Consider the following 18551-nt stretch of genomic DNA (forward strand, 5'->3'; position numbering starts at 1 on the left):
GCTAGGTACATGAATACCGCTTCGCGTTACGCCATCTTCGCCACGCTCATCTCCGACGGGCAGAAAATCAGCGATGGCGCATTGGCCATCGAGGACGATCGCATCCGTTTTGCCGGTAGCCGCGATGACTGGCTCACCCAGTCCGACGCCGACCAATTCCCCGAGCACCCGGTGCCACTCGGTTCCATCCTGATCCCCGGGCTCATCGACCTGCACAACCACGGGGCGCTGGGCGCGGACTTCGCTAACCCGGAACACGGACAGGTCTCCGACGCCCTGGACTACCTGCACCGCGCAGGCACCACCACGTTGCTGGCCTCATTGGTCACCGCCGAACCGGCAGAAATGCTGCGCGCCGCGGAAATCCTTGCCGAATTCGCCGAGGCCGGAAAGATCGCCGGCATCCACGCCGAAGGTCCGTTCCTCTCCGAGGCCCGCTGCGGCGCCCAAGACCCACGATTCCTGCGCGATCCGGATCCAGAATTTATCGACGAGTTGATCTCCGCCAGTCGTGGCCAGCTGCGCACGATGACCTACGCACCCGAACGCCCTGGCAGCGAGGAGCTCATCGAACAGCTAGTCGCACTCGGTGTGGTGCCCTCACTGGGCCATACCAACGCCAGTGCGCAGGTCACCGCCACCTCACTACAGTTCGCCCGCGAACAGCTTCAAAACGCCGGCGTGGATGGCTTCACCGAAAAGCCGACCGTCACCCACCTGTTTAACGGCATGCCCTCGCTGCATCACCGTGAGCCGGGTCCGGTAGCCGCCTGCCTGGAAGAAGCCGCGCGAGGCAACGCCTACCTCGAATTGATCGCCGACGATGTCCACCTGTCCCCGGAGACCGTGCGATTGGTGTTTAACCTCATCGGTGGCCACCGTGTGGTGCTGGTCAGCGATTCGATGTCCGCTACCGGACTTTCCGACGGGCAGTACACCTTAGGCCCGGCCAAGGTCACCGTCAGCGACGGCCAAGCCCGCCTTGCCGACGGTTCGCTGGCCGGGGGCACCGCCACGCTACTTGAGGTGTTGCGCTGTACGGTCAGCGCCGGTATCGCGCTCACCCGCGCGGTCGAGTCCGCGACCTCCATCCCCGCCTCGCTGATCGGCCTGGCCGACGAGGTAGGCTCGCTGCATTACGGTTTCTGCGCCGATGTGGTGGTACTCGACGCCCAGCTGGAGCTGCACCAGGTCATCCGCAACGGCCAGGTACTCTAAAACAAAATTACCCCCACGCAAAAAATCCCGTCGCATAACACCTAATAGGTGCCATGCGGCGGGATTCGTGCTGCGGGTGGGCCCCGCAGAAAAACTTAGATTTGCCAGCTACCGGCGATCGGCCCGGCTTCAAGCCAGGCGGAAAAACCGGTGTAGTCACGGTAATCCATGGCCAGTTCCCGATCTTCGCCGGCCTGTACCAGTTGCACGATGATAAATCCCGGGGGAATTAGCATCGCTTCGTTCGCCGTTGGCCGGCGCCAACCATTGAGGTCTAGTCCGCGGCGCTGCAGTACAAAACGCGGCACCGGGGAGACAGAGAAAAACCGCAACAGATCCACATGTCCCCCGCCGTAGCGGGCGATCACCATCATCCACCGGCCTTTCGGCGTGAGGATGGAGGCGTCGAAGGTGCCCAGCGTGCGCCGCAGTTGAATGCGGCGCACGGCCATGGCCCCGAAGAACAGCACGATGCACGTCAAAACGAGCAGTGCGAGCAGAACTGGTGCGGTTATCTCAATCAATGGTTCGCCTACGCTGCGGTACCAATCACAGCGTTATCGGCGACGATCACTACGCGGTCCGAATCGACTGAGAAGAATCCTCCGTCGATCTGCACCGTGAAGCGAGCTTCGGAAACTGGAGCGATTTCCAGATCCCCAGAGGCAAGCACCGAAAGCATCGGAACGTGACCGGGCAAAACGCCGATCTCGCCGTCAACCGACCGTGCCTTGACCAGCTTCGCAGCGCCGGACCACACGAAGTGATCCGCCGCAACGATTTCTACCTGAAGCTCAGCCATAATTAGCTGGCCTTCTGGATTTCGGCCCACTGGCGCTCGACGTCGTCAAGACCGCCGATGTTGAAGAACGCCTGCTCTGCAATGTGGTCCAATTCGCCATCGGCGATGGCCTTGAAGCCTTCGATGGTGTCCTTGATGTCCACGGTCGAACCCTCAACACCGGTGAACTGCTTCGCGGTGTAGGTGTTCTGCGAGAGGAACTGCTGCATACGACGTGCACGGGCGACAACAATCTTGTCTTCTTCGCCCAGTTCGTCGATACCCAGGATCGCGATGATGTCCTGAAGTTCCTTGTTCTTCTGCAGAATCGCCTTCACACGGATGGCGGTATCGTAGTGATCCTGTCCGATGTACTGCGGATCCAGGATGCGCGAGGTCGAGGTCAGCGGATCGATCGCTGGGTACAGACCACGCGAGGCGATTTCACGCGACAACTCGGTGGTTGCATCCAAGTGAGCGAAGGTTGCTGCTGGAGCCGGGTCGGTGTAGTCATCGGCCGGGACGTAGACTGCCTGCATCGAGGTGATCGAGCGGCCCTTCGTCGAGGTGATGCGTTCCTGCAGCAGACCCATTTCATCGGCCAAGTTCGGCTGGTAACCCACGGCCGAAGGCATGCGGCCCAACAGGGTCGACACCTCGGAACCGGCCTGGGTGAAGCGGAAGATGTTGTCGATGAACAGCAGCACGTCCTGGTTCTGCACATCGCGGAAGTATTCCGCCATGGTCAGTGCCGACAGTGCCACGCGCAAACGAGTTCCAGGTGGCTCATCCATCTGGCCGAACACCAAGGCGGTGTCCTTCAGAACGTTGGCTTCTTCCATTTCGACCCAGAGGTCGTTACCTTCACGGGTGCGCTCGCCCACACCGGCGAATACCGAAGTACCACCGAAGTTACGTGCAACACGGGTGATCATTTCCTGGATCAGCACGGTCTTACCCACGCCTGCGCCGCCGAACAGACCAATCTTGCCACCCTTGATGTAAGGGGTGAGAAGGTCGATCGATTTGATGCCAGTTTCCATCATCTCGGTCGAACCCTCAAGGTCCGCGAACTTCGGTGCTGGGCGGTGGATTGGCCAGCGCTCGGTGACCTGAATCTCCGAGTTATCAACGTCTAGGGCATCGCCCAATACGTTGAAGATGTGGCCCTTGACTCCGTCGCCTACTGGGACGGAGATCGAAGCGCCGGTGTCCTTCACCTGGGCACCGCGAACCAGGCCGTCAGTGGCCTGAAGCGATACCGCACGGACCAGGCCCTCACCGAGGTGCTGGCTGGTTTCGAAGGTAATAGTTTTGGTTACACCGTTGAGGGTTAGCTCTGCGGTGAGTGCGTTGTAGATTGAAGGCAGTGCATCGGCAGGGAACTCGACGTCCACGACCGGGCCAATCACGCGGGCAATACGGCCGGTGGGCCCTGCGGTAACCTGCTCGTTGATTTGGGCAGTCATCTTTCTCACTTCTTATCTGGTCGGAGAGAAACGGAAATTTAGCTGTCCAGCGCGTCTGCGCCGGCAATAATTTCCGAAAGCTCCTGGGTGATTTCAGCCTGACGGGCGTTGTTAAGCAATCGCGTGAACTTCTTGATCAGTTCGCCGGCGTTGTCGCCTGCAGCCTTCATCGCGCGCTGACGTGCAGCAAGCTCCGAGGCTGCGGACTGCAGCTGGGCATTGAACAATCGAGAATCGATGTATCGCGGAAGCAGTGCGTCCAGCACTTCTTCCGGCGATGGCTCAAACTCGTACAGTGGCAAAAGCTCGTCGGTTGGAGTCTCGGAATCATCCTCGACAACCTCCAACGGCAACAGACGGATGACCGTCGGTTCCTGCGTAACCATCGACTTGAACTGGGTGTATACGACGTGGATTTCGTCCACGCCACCCTGCTCGTAGTCGGTGGCGAAATCCTCTAGGAGGATATCGCGCAGCTCGCGTGCGGTTTCGAAACGCGGAGAATCGGTATCCCCGGTCCACACTCGCTCATATCCGCGTGAACGGAAATCGAAGTAAGCCTGAGCCTTGCGGCCGACCAAATAGGTCTTGACTTCCTTACCATCCTCACGCAGGAGTTCCACGAGGTGCTCAGCCTGCTTCAGAACGCTGGCGGAGTAGGACCCGGCAAGTCCTCGGTCCGAAGTCATCACCAAAACGGCTGCCCGTCGAACCTGTGCAGGCTCGGTGGTCAGTGGGTGTTCGACATCGGCCTGGGACGCGACGGCGGTTACTGCACGGGTAATCGCATTGGCATACGGCAATGAAGCCGAAACACGCGTACGTGCCTTACCAATGCGGGATGCAGCAATCAGTTCCATCGCCTTGAAGATCTTGGCCATCGACTTAGTCGATCCGATCTTCTGGCGGTAGACCCGAATCTGGGCTCCCATGTGTGTCCTTTCCTTATTCCCTACGTTCGGGGTGTGGCGCCGCTAGCGACGCCGCACCCCAAAACGTGAAGGAAATTGTCAGCGCTTCTGCTTGACGATCTTTTCCTGGTCAACGGACTCGGCATCGAGAGCGTCGTGCTCTTCGTGTCCGGCGGCGACCAGCTGGTCATCACCGTCACCGAAGAATCCGGCCTTGAAGTCTACAACCGCAGTCTTCATGGCTTCCAGAGTCTCGTTCTCCAGCTTGCCGGTCTGGCCGATCACGTTCAGTACCTCGGTGCGGTGACGCAGGTAGTCGATGAATTCAGCTTCGAAACGCTGCACATCTTCCACTGGGACATCGTCGAGGTAACCGTTGGTGCCCGACCAGATCGAAACGACCTGATCTTCAACCGGGTACGGGGTGTACTGACCCTGCTTGAGCAGCTCCATCAGACGTGCACCACGGGTCAGCTGCTGCTTGGAAGCAGCATCCAGGTCCGAGGCGAACATCGCGAAGGCAGCCATGTCGCGGTACTGAGCCAATTCAAGCTTCAAAGTACCGGAAACCTTCTTCATGGCCTTGACCTGTGCCGAACCACCCACGCGGGACACCGAGATGCCCACATCGACGGCTGGACGCTGGTTAGCGTTGAACAGGTCCGACTGCAAGAAGATCTGACCATCGGTAATCGAGATAACGTTGGTCGGGATGAACGCGCCTACGTCGTTAGCCTTGGTTTCGATGATTGGCAGACCAGTCATCGAACCTGCACCGAGCTCGTCCGAAAGCTTGGCACAACGCTCAAGCAGACGGGAGTGTAGGTAGAAGACGTCGCCTGGGTAAGCTTCGCGTCCTGGTGGACGGCGCAGCAACAGCGATACCGCACGGTAAGCTTCAGCCTGCTTGGACAGATCATCAAAGACGATCAGAACGTGCTTGCCACCGTACATCCAGTGCTGGCCGATGGCCGAGCCTGCGTAAGGTGCCAGGTACTTGAAGCCTGCTGGGTCAGATGCTGGGGACGCCACGATCGTGGTGTATTCCAGTGCACCCTTATCTGCGAGGGTCTGACGAACGGCAGCGATAGTCGATGCCTTCTGTCCGATAGCCACGTAGATGCAGCGAACCTGCTTGGTTTCGTCTCCGGTTGCCCAGTTGGCGCGCTGGTTCAGAATGGTGTCAACCGCAATAGCGGTCTTACCGGTCTGGCGGTCACCAATGATCAGCTGACGCTGGCCACGGCCGATCGGGATCATGGCGTCGATAGCCTTCAGACCGGTCTGCATTGGCTCGTGCACGCTCTTACGCTGAGTGACACCTGGTGCCTGAAGCTCCAAGGCACGACGTCCTTCGGCTTCAATTGGGCCCAGGTTATCCATTGGCTCACCCAGTGGGTCAACCACGCGGCCCAAGTAGCCGTCGCCGACTGGAACCGAAAGGATCTCGCCGGTGCGCTCGACCTTCTGGCCAGCTTCGATGCCGGTGAAGTCACCAAGCACAACAACACCGATTTCGCGGGTGTCAAGGTTCTGGGCTAGGCCCAGGGTGCCATCAGCGAATTTCAGCAATTCGTTGGCCATGACGGAAGGAAGACCTTCCACCTTGGCGATGCCGTCGCTCGCGGCGACGACGCGTCCCACCTCGGTACGCTCTGCCTTACCCGGTTCGTAGGAAGATGCGAACTCGTTTAGGGCATTACGGACGTCGTTGGCATTGATGGTCAAATCGGCCATCTGCAGTCCCTGCTCTCCTAAATTGTGACTCGTGTCTGAAAAGAAAAGATACGAATCGAATGTGAATGAAGTCTGTTGTGGTCCTGGTAGCTAGGACATTGGATTCGGGATTACTCCCGGTTCCAATGAGACCTAGCTAGCCAGGGCGCGGCGCAAGTCGGCCACGCGTGATGCCACGGAAGCGTCGACAACTTCGTCGCCAACCTTGACCACCAGTCCACCGACCAGCGATGGGTCGGTGGTGGCATTGAGCTTAAGCTGACGACCGTAAAGCTTGTTCAGGCTGGTCTCCAGACGCGATAGCTGAGCCTCAGAGAGCTGCACAGTGCTGGTCACCGAAGCGATCCAACGCTGCTGGCGCTTGGCCACGAGCTCAACAAAACGTGCAACCAAAGCTGCTGGCTTCAAACCGCGAGGGTTTGAAACAGCCTGGGAGATCAAAACCTGCGCGGTCTGCGACGCGTTAGGCACGAGCTTGAGCGCCAGTGCACGCTTAGCCTCGTCTGGGGCCTGAGCATCATCCAACGCACGCTGCAGCTCGTGGTTAGCACGAACTACCTCGATGAAGGAGAACAGATCCTGCTCCAGCTTGTTCAGCCCATTAACGCCGTCCTGCTGCTCGGCTACCGCGGAGACCGCGGTAACTGCCAGCGTTTCGAGCGCATCGCTAATGTCGCGTTCCGAGCTCCAGCGGGTGGAAGCCAACTGCGCAACGGTAGCCTCGGCATCAGCCGAAACCTTTCCGCGCAAAAGCTGTGCCAGAAGGCCTGCCTTATCGGCAACTTCACGGGCTGGATCAGTCATTGCGCGGCGAAGACCGGCATTTGCATCCAGTACTTCCAGGACCGCGAACAGTTCCTTTGGCAGATCAATAGATGCCTGTGCCAGCTTGGGTTCTAAAAACTCCAAAGCCTTTGCTAGTGACTCGCTCGATACACTTGCCATTAGTTCGATGCACCTGCGTTCTGCTGAGCTTCTAAATCGGTCAGGAACTGATCAACCACGCGCTGTGCACGGGCGTCGTCCTTGAGAGCTTCGTCAACTACCTTGCTTGCAAGCTCGGTAGCCAATACGCCCACGTCGGTGCGGAGCGAAGTCAGAGCAGCAACGCGCTCTGCCTCAATCTGACGGTGCGACTGCTCGGTGATACGAGTAGCCTCATCGGTTGCTTTGGTCTTCAGATCTGCAAGGATCTGAGCGCCTTCGCTACGAGCTTCCTCACGGATGCGGTTGGCTTCCGTGCGGGCTTCGAGAAGCTGAGCCTTGTACAGTGCCAAGGTCTCTTCTGCTTCTTTCTGCGCTGCTTCAGCCTTCTCCAGGCCACCTTCGATCGCGGTGACGCGATCTTCATAGGACTGCTCGAACTTCGGAGCAATTACCTTGATGACGATGAACAGAAGGACCGCGAAACCAACGCCCGTGACGAGAATCTCCCACGGGTTCGGCAACAACGGGTTAACCGATTCGCTCGCAGCGAGGATGAAATCAGTGCTGTTCATTCTCACTATTCCTTATCTACTAGTTTCCGCTTTGTGTGTACGCCTCGCGATAGTGGCGAGGCCACTACAAGTTGCGAAAAGACTAGGCGCCGACGACGAAGGCGAAGACCAAGCCCAAAATTGCAAGTGCTTCAGCAAGTGCGAAGCCAAGCATTGCGATTGGCTGCAGGATGCGCTGTGCTTCTGGCTGACGTGCAACACCATTGATGTAAGCAGCGAAGATCATGCCAACGCCGATAGCCGAACCAATTGCAGCCAGGCCGTAGCCGATCATATTCAGGGAGCCATGCAACATGTGATTATGTTCCTTTCAAGATACCGGGCTTTTGCCGGTAGGTTGTGAGGTATTCCTTGAGCGATTCAAGGAAGATCTTTAGTGGGTGGAAGAAGTGTTGGCCTTAGTGGGCGTCGGCTTCAATTGCACCCTGGAGGTAGATCGCGGTCAGCAGGGTGAAAACAAAGGCCTGCAGGACCATGATCAGAAGTTCCAGGAAGTACATTGCGACCGATCCGAGGATGACCAAGACGCCAAGACCATTCATAGCCAAGGAATCCTGAACAACAATCAGGTGACGAGCGCCGGCAGCAGCCAGCATCACGATGATGTGACCGGACAGCATCGTTGCCATCAAACGCAATGAGTGCGTCATCGGGCGGACGATGAAGTTAGAGATGATTTCCAAAGGAATCATCAGTGGCATGATCCAGCCCGGAACACCGGACGGAACAACTGCCAATTTGAAGTAGCGAATACCATGGTTTTTCAAACCTACGGCAATCCAGGTGCCGTAGATGATGATGGCCATCGCATATGCAGAACCAGCGTGTGAGAACGATGGAATCTGCAGGAATGGGATTGCTCCGAAGAGGTTATTCAGCAGGACGAAGAAGAAGGTCGCGAACAGCAGAGGAATCCAAGGACGGAAGTTCTTCTCACCAATGATGTCGCGGCCAATTCCGTTACGCACGAAAGCGTAGCCGGACTCGGCGAGGTACTGCGTCTTGCTTGGAACCAGCTTCGGGTTCTTGATGGCCGCGGTGAAGAACCAAGTAATGAGCACGATCGAAAGCACGATCATGAACATCTGCTTGCCGAAACCGGTTCCGTACTCAGCGAACCACGGGAAAATGTCCGGGAGGTGAGTATCGGATACGGATGGCGGAATAAATCCGCCTTCTTCTGAGGCCATTGGGAGCGCAAACGCGAACAACGCGCTGTCCTCTCTGCAGTAACGGTCACGGGCAAAAGGCGGTGACTGGCGGTAACTGCCTCTCACCGTGTGAAGAAAAAATCAAACGGGTTACATCGGAGTTTTTGCGAAACGCATCGACGCTGATGAAGTGCCATCCTCAGGTTGCCCCAAGGATGCCAGTCATAGACGGCCGATCACCGTTAAGCAACCCACCAAAAATGACCCGTAGTAAGCTTATCAAACTCACAGCTCGCCCCAGACCTAAAGACTGGTGGCACTATGTCTATGCTTCGTTGTAGATGGCAAGACGTGTCTTCATAAAGGCACGAATCTCACCGGTCTGCCAGGCAACGAGGCTGACTGCAGCTGCAAGCACGAATCCCTGTCGATTGACCCAGTCAGGCAATCCCAGGTTCAACAGCAAGAAGGCAATACCAAATACCTTGATAACGAAAGTTCCCAGAAACGCGGGCATGGCCCACGCGCTGCGGAATCGTCCGGCGGCCTCAGCAATCAAAATGCTGACGGCGAAAAAGCCGATCACTAAGCCGGAAGCTAAAGCCCCGGACAGTGCATATCGCAAATCTGCAAACAACCACGAAATCAGGAAAAATGCGGCCGCTGCGATCAACGAGTACAGCATGGAGATACCAAGAATTGGTAGCCAGATGGATTTCGGAGCGGCAGAGACGACAACGCGAGCCGAATGTGAATTCATGGCCGCACTCTCCCTCTAGTTCGCTGTCAAAGATCTATCTGCAACCGAATAATGCTGATGAAACTCATTACCCCCGCGCAGTATAAAACTACTTGGGAGATGATCCGTAATGAATTCTACACGAGATAGAAACTGATTGCTTGGGAATTACTTGTCAAGCCTTCTTCGCAGATTCACAAAACGAACCGAGACCAACGGCCACCAGGTCAGCAAAGCGGCGCCAATGACCAGAATTACAATGATTGGGATCAACACCGCAAGCGGGATGAACGCGATCAAAACCACCGTGGCAGCAACCAAAGCGGCCCAAACATAGAGCAACACCACACTTTTGCGCACTGAGTGGCCTTGGGAGAGCATCCGGTGGTGAATGTGCTTGGAGTCAGGTGAGAACGGTGAGCGCTTGTTGAGTAGCCGGCGCACCACCGACAGGCTCAGATCGAGCACCGGCAAGAAGACGATCACCATCGGCAAGACCATCGGCATATAGGCCGGCACGTTGCGGAAGCGGTGCGCGTCCAGCCCCTGCACGTCTCCGGTGACGGCAATTGCAGAGACCGAGAGAATCAGCCCGATGGTGAGCACCCCGGTCTCCCCCATGAAGATATTCGCGGGGTTAAAATTATGTGGCAAGAATCCCAAACAAGCGCCGAGTAACAATGCGCAAAGAAGCGCGCCGACATTGGCGTAGTCATCGGCGCTTACATGGGTAGCCAGGATGTAGGAGTAGATAAAGAAGGTGGCAGCGCCGATGGCTGCGAGCCCGGCGGCGAGTCCGTCGAGCCCGTCGGAGAAGTTGATCGCGTTCATTGTCAGCACGACCAGAAAGACCGTGAGGGCGCCTTGCACCCACGGTTCTTCGATTCGCCAGGTACCTACCGGCAAGGATCGGATCACTAGCCCATGCGCGGCGATCACGATGCCGATCACCACCTGGCCGGCGGCCTTATAGTACCAGCGCAGATCTCCGACATCGTCCCAGAGGCCGAGCACGGCGATCAGGATCAGCGCGATCCCGACTCCACGCAGCGGGTCCGAGTTCTCAAAGACCCCGGAGAAGAAACTCAGTTGGCTGGCCAGCCAGAGTCCCGCGCCGAAGGCGATCATGATGCCCAGGCCACCAAATTTGACGATCGGTGCCTGGTGTTGGTCGCGTTCGCGCACCAGTTGTCCGCGGATAAAGCGTTCTCCCACCGAACGAATCATCGGGGTGAGCAAAAATGCGGTCGCGAAGCTAAACGCGATCAGTACGACGTAGCTTCTCATGCGTCCTGATTCGGCGTGTCAGGCTTCGCGGGGAGAATATTGGGCACTACCACACGCAGCTCGTCGATGTTGATCGCTCCCGCGCGCACCACCACCAGGGTGTCCCCGGTGGCATCGACGATGGTCGAGGGCAAGGTGCTTTCCGCCTCGTCGGTGGCACGCGAGCCGCCGTCGAGGTACACCTCAACGCTGTCACCCAACTGGGCGATGGCCTCTTCTACGGTGGTGGCAGCCGGCTGACCGGTGCGGTTTGCCGAGGAGACCGCCAGCGGTCCGGTGGCGCGCAAAAGTTCTAGCGCGGTTTCATCGTTGGGTACACGCAGCGCGACGGTGCCGCGGGTCTCCCCCAGATCCCAGGTCAGCGAGGGCTGAGCGGGCAGGATCAGGGTCAGCGCACCGGGCCAGAAAGCGTCGGCAAGTTTGCGCGCGTCATCGGGGATGTCGCGGGCCAACCCATCCATGGTGGCGACCTGTGCGATCAGCACCGGAGGTGGCATATTTCGTGAGCGCCCCTTGGCCGCCATCAGCATCGCTACCCCCTGAGGGCTGAACGCGTCGGCGCCGATCCCGTACACGGTATCGGTGGGCAGCACGATGCAACGCTTCTCACCTAAGGTGGCTTTTGCTGCGGCGATCGCTGCCTCGCGCTGCGCTTCGGTGCTAACCAAGTATGTTGTGCTCACGGGTTTATTCTTTCATGCGTTGAACGGTTATTAGGTCAGCGGGGCCAGCGCGCTGGTGGCTCGCGGACGACCACTGAGGTCAAGGTGTCCGGTAACCTGTGTGAATCCGAGTTCGATCAGCATGGCCGCGGCGCTTGCGGCTTGCACCTCGGCGTGTTCCATCACGTAGAGTCCCCCGCCGCGCAGCAGGCGTTTGGCTTCCGCGGAAACTAAGCGCGGGATCTGCAGCCCGTCCTCGCCCAAACCGTAGAGCGCCATCTGCGGGTCATGCTCGCGCACTTCTTGTTCGCGTGGCACCGCATGAGGCGGAATGTAGGGCGGGTTGGAGATCACCAGGTCGATGCTGCCGTGCAGCTGCGGCGGTAGCGCCGAGGCGTCCTGATGAAGCACGGTGACCCCATAGGGCTCACAATTTGCGCGGGTGTAGCTAATGGCCTCGTCGGATAGTTCCACCGCCCACACCTGTGCTGATCTAAGTTCCGTGGCCAACGCCGCGGCGATCGCCCCGGAGCCCGAACACAAATCTACACAGCGTGAACCTTGTACATCGCCGAGGAAGTCCAGTCCGACCTGCACCACGGTTTCGGTTTCCGGACGCGGAGAGAAGACCCCGGGGCCAACTTTCAGCGTCAGGTAGCGAAAATACGCTTCACCGGTCAGGTGTTGCAACGGAATACGCTGCGCACGCCGATTCACAAGGTCCAGATATTGTGCGTACTGCCCCTCGGTGAGGCTCTCCCCGCGCAGTTCGCGCAGTTTGAGCTCCGCACGGCTATCGCCGGTCACAAAACTCAGTAACAGGTCCGCATCAACACCCGGCGAGGGAACCGCCGCTTCGCTAAGTTGCGCGGCGGCGGTGCGCCGGGCGGTATTCAGTTGCTCCACAAGAATCCGCTGGCGCTTACTGCTCGCCCAGCGCTGCCAGGCGCTCTTCTTCATCCATCTGGATGCAGGATTCGATCACCGGCGCCAATTCGCCGTCCATCACCGCGTCAAGGTTGTACGCCTTGTACCCGGTGCGGTGATCGGCGATGCGGTTTTCCGGGTAGTTGTAGGTGCGGATGCGCTCGGAACGGTCCATGGTGCGGATCTGGCTGGCACGCACGGCCGAGTTCTCTTCGTCGATGATGGCCTGCTGGTGGGCCAGCAAACGCGAACGAAGCACACGCATCGCGGCTTCACGGTTCTGGATCTGCGACTTTTCGTTCTGCATGGCCACCACGATGCCGGTAGGCAAGTGGGTTAGGCGCACCGCGGAGTCGGTGGTGTTCACGGACTGCCCGCCGGGGCCCGAGGAACGGTACACGTCGACCTTCAGATCGTTCGCGTGGATGTCGACCTCTTCGGGCTCGTCCACCTCGGGCAGCACCAGCACGCCGGCGGCCGAGGTGTGGATGCGGCCCTGGGACTCGGTCTGCGGCACGCGCTGCACGCGGTGCACGCCGCCCTCGAACTTCAGCTGCGCGTAGACGCCTTCGGCCGGATCATTCGACTTGCCCTTGATCGCCACCTGGGCGTCCTTGTAGCCGCCCAGATCGGACTCGTTGAAGGAGATCATCTCCACCTTCCAGCCCTTGTGCTCGGCGAAACGGGTGTACATGCGCAGCAGGTCTGCGGCGAACAGCGCCGCCTCGTCGCCGCCTTCGCCACCCTTGACCTCTAGAATCACGTCGCGTGCGTCGTTGGGGTCGCGTGGGATCAGCAGCCGGCGAAGCTTTTCTTCCAGCTCCGGCAAGGTGACCTGCAGGCTCGCGACTTCCTCGGCGAAATCCGGGTCCTCGTCGGCCATTTCCTGGGCGGTTTCCAGATCTTCGGTCGCCGACTTCCAGCGGTTATATGCGTCGACGATACCGTTGAGCTGCGCCGAGCGCCGGCCGAGCTTGCGGGCCTTAGCCTGGTCGGCGTAAACCGCTGGGTCTGAGAGCTCCGCCTGAATCGCGGCGTGCTCCTGAAGTAGCGTCTTGACGGATTCAAACATAATCGCTGTTCTTCCTGTTCTGCGGTGCCCGGCTCACGGATCGTGTGTCGCGGACTCTAAGTCAAAGTCTAAGTGGTGTGACGCGCCGATGGCGTCCAGGCGGTCGGCGTGAATGCCAACTGCCTGAACGCCATGGCGGTCAGCGGTGCTAATCCTTGGTGGGGGTGGTCTTGTTGACCAACATCAAGAATTCAGCGTTCGATCCGGTCTCGCGGATCTTTCCGGTGAGTACTTCCAGTGCCTGCTGTGGTTCGATGCCCGAGAGCATCCGGCGCAGACGCCACATGATGCGCACCTCTTCGGCGCTCATCAGCTGCTCTTCACGGCGGGTGCTCGACTCGTTGACGTCGACCGCTGGGAAGATGCGCTTGTCGGCGAGCTTACGCGAGAGGCGCAGCTCCATGTTGCCGGTGCCCTTGAACTCCTCGAAGATGACCTCGTCCATCTTGGACCCGGTCTCCACCAGTGCGGTAGCCAAGATGGTCAGCGAGCCACCGTTTTCGATATTACGTGCGGCACCGAAGAAACGCTTCGGTGGGTACAGCGCGGCCGAATCCACACCACCGGACAGGATACGTCCGGAGGCAGGGGCTGCCAGGTTGTAGGCACGGCCCAGGCGGGTCATCGAGTCCAGCAGGACCACGACGTCCATGCCCATTTCCACCAGGCGCTTGGCACGCTCGATGGCGAGCTCCGCGACGGTGGTGTGGTCATCGGCCGGACGGTCGAAGGTGGAGGCAATAACCTCACCCTTGACGGTGCGCTGCATGTCGGTGACTTCCTCGGGACGTTCGTCCACGAGCACCATCATCAGGTGCACCTCTGGGTTGTTGACGGTGATCGCGTTCGCGATAGCCTGCAAGATCATCGTCTTACCGGCCTTTGGAGGCGACACGATCAGACCACGCTGGCCCTTACCGATCGGAGCCACCAGGTCGATCACACGAGGACCGACCAGCTTCGGATCGGTTTCCAGGCGCAGGCGCTCGGTCGGGTACAGCGGAACGAGCTTGTTGAACTCGACGCGTTCCATATTGTCTTCAGGCTTTTTGCCGTTCACCGAGGTCAACTGCACCAGCGCGTTGAACTTCTGGCGTGGGTTCGGGGTCTCGCCATCACGCGGAGCACGCACGGCGCCGACGATCGCATCGCCCTTGCGCAGGTTGTACTTCTTCACCTGGCCCAGGGTCACGTAGATGTCGTTGGTACCTGGCAGGTAGCCGGAGGTGCGGACGAACGCGTAGTTCTCCAGCACGTCCAGGATGCCTGCCACCGGCAGCAAGACATCGTCTTCGCTCAGCTGTGGCTCGTCCAGGTCATCGCGGCGGTTGCGGCGGTTGCGGTTGTTCCGGTCATTACGATCGTTGCGATCATTACGATCGTTGCGATCGTTACGGTCCCCGCGATCATTACGGTCGTTGCGGTTGCGTTCGCGACGGTTGCGGTTACGCTCGGTGCGCTCTGCATTACGGTCGTTGCGATCGTTGGAGCGGTCCTCGGAATCCTGGCCGCCCTGCTCATCGTTACGATCGTTGGTACGCTCGTTGCGGTCATTACGATCGTTGTTTCGCTCGTTGCGCTCATTACGATCGTTGTTTCGCTCACGACGCTCGTTGGAGCGCTCACGGCGATCGTTGCGATCGTTGGAGCGGTCCTCGGAATCCTGGCCGCCCTGCTCATCGTTACGCTCAGCATTACGGTCGTTATTACGATCGTTGTTGCGGTCGTTGTTACGCTCACGACGCTCGTTGGAACGCTCACGGCGATCGTTGCGATCATTGCGATCGTTGGAACGATCCTCGGAATCCTGGCCGCCCTGCTCGTCGTTACGCTCAGCACTACGATCAGCATTGCGATCGTTGTTGCGGTCGTTATTACGTTCACGACGGTTCGAGTTGCGATCGCGACGGTTGCCACGTTCGCGACGCTCATCGCGTGCCTCACCGGACTGCTCGGTCTCGGCAGCACCGTTCGAAGTAGCCTGCTCAGCTGGTGCTTGCGCCTCAGAGCCGGTGTTTTCGCTGGTTTCTGGCTGCTCAACCTTGGCGCGTGAATTACGACGCTGACGGGTAGCGCGAACCGGCTCTGCGTCAGCCTGTGGCGCTTGCTCGGTCTGCGGTGCCTGTGACGCCTGGGCAGCTTCGGTGTTTTCGGCCGATGCCGGAGCGTTGATCTTGCCCGAATCGGTCACGCGGCGCGAGGTGCGACGAGCGCGCACAGGCTTTTCGGCCTGCTGCGCGGCTGGGGCTGGGGCTTCGGTCACGGCAACGTTTTCGGTTGCTGCTGGCGCTTCGGCTGCCTTCGGTGCCCGACGACCGCGGGTGGCCTTGGCCGGTGCCTTGGTCTCGGACTTCGCCGGAGCCTGTGCGGTTTCGGTCTGCTGGGTGGCAGGTGCCGAAGCGGTTTTAGCCGATTCCTTAGCTGCGTCCTTCGCGGCAATGGAGCCGCCACGCTGATGATCGCCAATGGACTTCACCAGGTCGGCTTTGCGCATGCGCGAGCCGCCGGTGATGCCGAGCTGGGAGGCCAGCTGCTGGAGCTGGGTCATCTTCAAAGAGGCCAGGCCGGCGCTCTTGGTTTCGGAAGTCTTGGTGTCCACGCCTTCGTTGAGGCTTGTGGTTTCGGTCACGAAAGTTCCTTCTGACTCGTAGGATGGGCTGGTTCAAACAGACCCACTGTGCCGTTTATATGAGGTGCCACCGCCGGTAAACAGTGGTTGTGACACCGTCCAAGCCGCTCACGGCACATAGAATGCCTGAGGCGAACGCTGGACTTAATGGGTAGATACCTCCGGGCACAAGCGTGCACAAAAAAGGGGTATCAAGGGTGCTGTGAACTGCAGAAAAGATCCGGAAGGGCTGGACGAAGAGAATTGCGGAACCCGCGTTTCCTCCGGTCAACACTGGCCAAGTGGATTCGCTACAGCGCAGTGCGCTTAGCAATCCGGTCTGCCTTGAGTGTTACAGCACTTCTACTGTAACACCGTTCGATGCCAACGCAGGCACTTTGATATCCCATTGCACCGAAGAATCTGTGGCGAAGGACTCGATGACCGCGCGTGCGGCCTGCACGCCGGCCTCGTCGGCGACCAAGGTCAGCACCGTCGGCCCGGCACCAGAAATCACCGCGGCCAAGGAATTTTCGCGCAAAGCCGCGAGCAACGCCGCGCTTTGCGGCATCGCCACCGCCCGGTAATCCTGGTGCAGGTAGTCACGGGTACCGGCCAAAAGCACGGCCGGGTCGTTACTCAGCGCGTGAATCAGCAAGGCGGCGCTGGCGGAGTTTGCGGCGGCCCTTGCATGTTCGATCTGGGCGGGCAACACCCCGCGCGCGGCCTCGGTAGACAATCCGTTAGATGGCACCGCGAGCACCGCGCGCACCGCAGGGTGCAGCGGAACCTGCACGGAGCTAAAGCTTCCATCGGCGTTGGTCGTGGAAATGCTCAATCCCCCGAACACCGCCGGCGCCACATTATCCGGGTGTCCTTCCCAGGCGGCGGCAGCTTGGAAAATCGCGTCAATCCCACCTTGGGCTGACGCCGGTAGCAGCGCGTCGGCGGCGGCAAAGGCGGCGACGATGGCCGCGGCGGAGGATCCCATACCGCGGGCGTGAGCGATGTTGTTCTCCGCGTGCAGTTCGATGCCCACCGGCGCAAAACCGCGCGCCTTCCAGTAATTATGGATCTGTGCGATGATCAGGTGCGACTCATCGGTTGGGAGGGTGTCCGCGCCCTCGCCGAGCAGCGTGACGCGGCTGTGCTGCGCGGTGCGGATGGTAAGCCGGTCGCGGTATTCCAGGGCCAGACCTAGCGAGTCAAAACCCGGTCCGAGGTTTGCGCTGGTGGCCGGTGGGGCCACGATGATCTGCTGGCCCAGGGCGATCTGCTGCGTCATGATTCCTTCGAGGTTCGCGCGCTAGCGCTTGGGAGAAAATGCCGGTGGTCGTACTCGGCCCGCCGCGCCCTTTTTAAGGACCCGGCGGGCCGGAACTTCATGGTTAGGACAGGCCCAATGCGGTGGCAACTTCCACCACGTCGAAGCCGACCTTGGTGGGTTCTACGGTGCTGCCGTCGGGATTCTGCAGGGCCCAGTTCGGGTCCTTCAGGCCGTGGCCGGTGACCGTGATGACGATCTTCTTGCCGGTCGGTACGTTGCCGGCGGCCTGGTGCTTGATCAGACCTGCCACCCCGGCGGCGGAACCAGGTTCCACAAACACGCCTTCACGCGCCGAGAGCCAGCGGTGTGCGGCAAGGATCTCTTCGTCGGTGACCGAGTCGATCAGTCCGCCGGATTCATCACGCGCCGCCTCTGCCTGTTCCCAGGAAGCCGGGTTGCCGATGCGAATGGCGGTAGCGATGGTGTCCGGCTCGGTGACCGGGTGACCTAGCACGATCGGGGCGGCCCCGGCAGCCTGGAAGCCCCACATGATCGGGGTCTTGCTGGACACCGCGTCGAGCACCTGCCCGGCCTGGTTGGTGTAGGGAGCGGCGTACTCCTTGTAGCCCTTCCAGTAGGCGGTGATATTGCCGGCGTTACCCACCGGAAGCACGTGGTAATCCGGCGCGTCACCCAAAAAGTCGACCACCTCAAAGGCGCCGGTCTTCTGGCCTTCGATGCGCGCCGGGTTCACCGAGTTCACCAGGAACACCGGGTAGCTTTCGCTGAGCTTGCGCGCGACGTCCAGGCAGTTATCAAAGTTGCCGTCGATCTGGATGATGTCCGCACCGTGGGCGATCGCCTGGGACATTTTTCCCATGGAGATTTTGCCCTCCGGGACCAGCACCGCACATTTGAGCCCGGCCTGGGTGGCGTAGGCGGCGGCGGAGGCCGAGGTGTTACCGGTGGAAGCGCAGACGACAGCCTTCGCGCCGGCGGCCACCGCGGCGGTCATCGCCATCGTCATCCCACGGTCCTTGAACGACCCGGTGGGGTTCATCCCCTCAACCTTGAGGTACACCTGGCAACCGGTGAGCTGCGAAAGCGCCGGGGCGAAGACTAACGGGGTGCCACCTTCGCCCAGCGTCACCACTTGGGTGTTCTCATCGACCGGCAGACGGTCGGCATATTCGCGGATGACTCCACGCCACTGATGAGCCATG

Annotated in this window: 18 protein-coding genes; 1 reads left to right on the forward strand and 17 read right to left on the reverse strand. The window is 59.8% G+C overall.

The window, feature by feature from the left end:
* The first annotated feature begins 9 nt into the window (after positions 1-9).
* Positions 10-1218 (forward strand): N-acetylglucosamine-6-phosphate deacetylase, encoded by a 1209-nt coding sequence (locus IEX04_RS14235; RefSeq protein ID WP_096256448.1) that lies wholly within the window; start codon positions 10-12, stop codon positions 1216-1218.
* Positions 1219-1313: 95 nt separating this feature from the next.
* On the opposite strand, the gene IEX04_RS14240 is transcribed toward IEX04_RS14235, so the two are convergent.
* The 17 genes from IEX04_RS14240 to thrC form a co-directional block, all read right to left on the reverse strand.
* Positions 1314-1742 carry a DUF2550 domain-containing protein gene (locus tag IEX04_RS14240; protein WP_188686545.1) on the reverse strand — a complete coding sequence of 143 codons (429 nt, stop codon included), beginning with the start codon at positions 1740-1742 and terminating at the stop codon, positions 1314-1316.
* Between the two features lie 8 nt (positions 1743-1750).
* Positions 1751-2020: a F0F1 ATP synthase subunit epsilon gene (locus tag IEX04_RS14245; RefSeq protein WP_096256446.1), complete on the reverse strand. Its 270-nt coding sequence runs from the start codon at positions 2018-2020 to the stop codon at positions 1751-1753.
* Between the two features lie 2 nt (positions 2021-2022).
* Entirely contained in the window at positions 2023-3468 is a 1446-nt protein-coding gene (gene atpD, locus IEX04_RS14250; protein WP_188686548.1) for a F0F1 ATP synthase subunit beta, read from the reverse strand.
* 38 nt (positions 3469-3506) lie between these two features.
* Positions 3507-4400, reverse strand: coding sequence for a F0F1 ATP synthase subunit gamma (locus IEX04_RS14255; RefSeq protein WP_096256444.1), 894 nt, complete (start codon positions 4398-4400; stop codon positions 3507-3509).
* Positions 4401-4478: 78 nt separating this feature from the next.
* The gene (atpA, locus tag IEX04_RS14260) at positions 4479-6116 is read right to left on the reverse strand and encodes a F0F1 ATP synthase subunit alpha (RefSeq protein ID WP_096256443.1); all 1638 of its coding nucleotides are present in this window, start codon (positions 6114-6116) and stop codon (positions 4479-4481) included.
* A 132-nt stretch (positions 6117-6248) separates the two neighbouring features.
* Positions 6249-7061 (reverse strand): F0F1 ATP synthase subunit delta, encoded by an 813-nt coding sequence (locus IEX04_RS14265; RefSeq protein WP_096256442.1) that lies wholly within the window; start codon positions 7059-7061, stop codon positions 6249-6251.
* Positions 7061-7615: a F0F1 ATP synthase subunit B gene (locus IEX04_RS14270; protein WP_096256441.1), complete on the reverse strand. Its 555-nt coding sequence runs from the start codon at positions 7613-7615 to the stop codon at positions 7061-7063. The genes IEX04_RS14265 and IEX04_RS14270 overlap by 1 nt, the downstream gene beginning before the upstream one ends.
* 82 nt (positions 7616-7697) lie before the next feature.
* The gene (locus IEX04_RS14275) at positions 7698-7910 is read right to left on the reverse strand and encodes an ATP synthase subunit C-like protein (protein ID WP_096256440.1); all 213 of its coding nucleotides are present in this window, start codon (positions 7908-7910) and stop codon (positions 7698-7700) included.
* Between the two features lie 103 nt (positions 7911-8013).
* Positions 8014-8805, reverse strand: a complete 792-nt coding sequence (gene atpB, locus IEX04_RS14280) for a F0F1 ATP synthase subunit A (RefSeq protein WP_188686552.1) — start codon at positions 8803-8805, stop codon at positions 8014-8016.
* 286 nt (positions 8806-9091) lie between these two features.
* Complete coding sequence (locus IEX04_RS14285; protein WP_188686555.1) at positions 9092-9526, reverse strand: hypothetical protein; 435 nt, start codon at positions 9524-9526, stop codon at positions 9092-9094.
* Between the two features lie 147 nt (positions 9527-9673).
* Positions 9674-10792, reverse strand: a complete 1119-nt coding sequence (locus tag IEX04_RS14290) for an MraY family glycosyltransferase (RefSeq protein WP_096256437.1) — start codon at positions 10790-10792, stop codon at positions 9674-9676.
* Positions 10789-11475, reverse strand: a complete 687-nt coding sequence (locus IEX04_RS14295; protein ID WP_188686558.1) for an L-threonylcarbamoyladenylate synthase — start codon at positions 11473-11475, stop codon at positions 10789-10791. Before IEX04_RS14295 ends, IEX04_RS14290 begins: the two co-directional genes overlap by 4 nt.
* Before the next feature lie 30 nt (positions 11476-11505).
* The gene (prmC, locus tag IEX04_RS14300) at positions 11506-12414 is read right to left on the reverse strand and encodes a peptide chain release factor N(5)-glutamine methyltransferase (RefSeq protein WP_096256435.1); all 909 of its coding nucleotides are present in this window, start codon (positions 12412-12414) and stop codon (positions 11506-11508) included.
* Positions 12377-13453 carry a peptide chain release factor 1 gene (gene prfA / locus IEX04_RS14305; protein ID WP_096256434.1) on the reverse strand — a complete coding sequence of 359 codons (1077 nt, stop codon included), beginning with the start codon at positions 13451-13453 and terminating at the stop codon, positions 12377-12379. Before prfA ends, prmC begins: the two co-directional genes overlap by 38 nt.
* Positions 13454-13601: 148 nt before the next feature.
* Entirely contained in the window at positions 13602-16082 is a 2481-nt protein-coding gene (gene rho, locus IEX04_RS14310) for a transcription termination factor Rho (protein ID WP_188686561.1), read from the reverse strand.
* Positions 16083-16413: 331 nt separating this feature from the next.
* The gene (thrB, locus tag IEX04_RS14315; protein ID WP_188686564.1) at positions 16414-17346 is read right to left on the reverse strand and encodes a homoserine kinase; all 933 of its coding nucleotides are present in this window, start codon (positions 17344-17346) and stop codon (positions 16414-16416) included.
* A 103-nt stretch (positions 17347-17449) separates the two neighbouring features.
* Complete coding sequence (gene thrC, locus IEX04_RS14320) at positions 17450-18550, reverse strand: threonine synthase (protein ID WP_096256431.1); 1101 nt, start codon at positions 18548-18550, stop codon at positions 17450-17452.
* Position 18551: the final 1 nt, after the last annotated feature.

It is taken from the genome of Glutamicibacter ardleyensis (assembly GCF_014644555.1).
Classification (GTDB): Bacteria; Actinomycetota; Actinomycetes; order Actinomycetales; family Micrococcaceae; genus Glutamicibacter; species Glutamicibacter bergerei.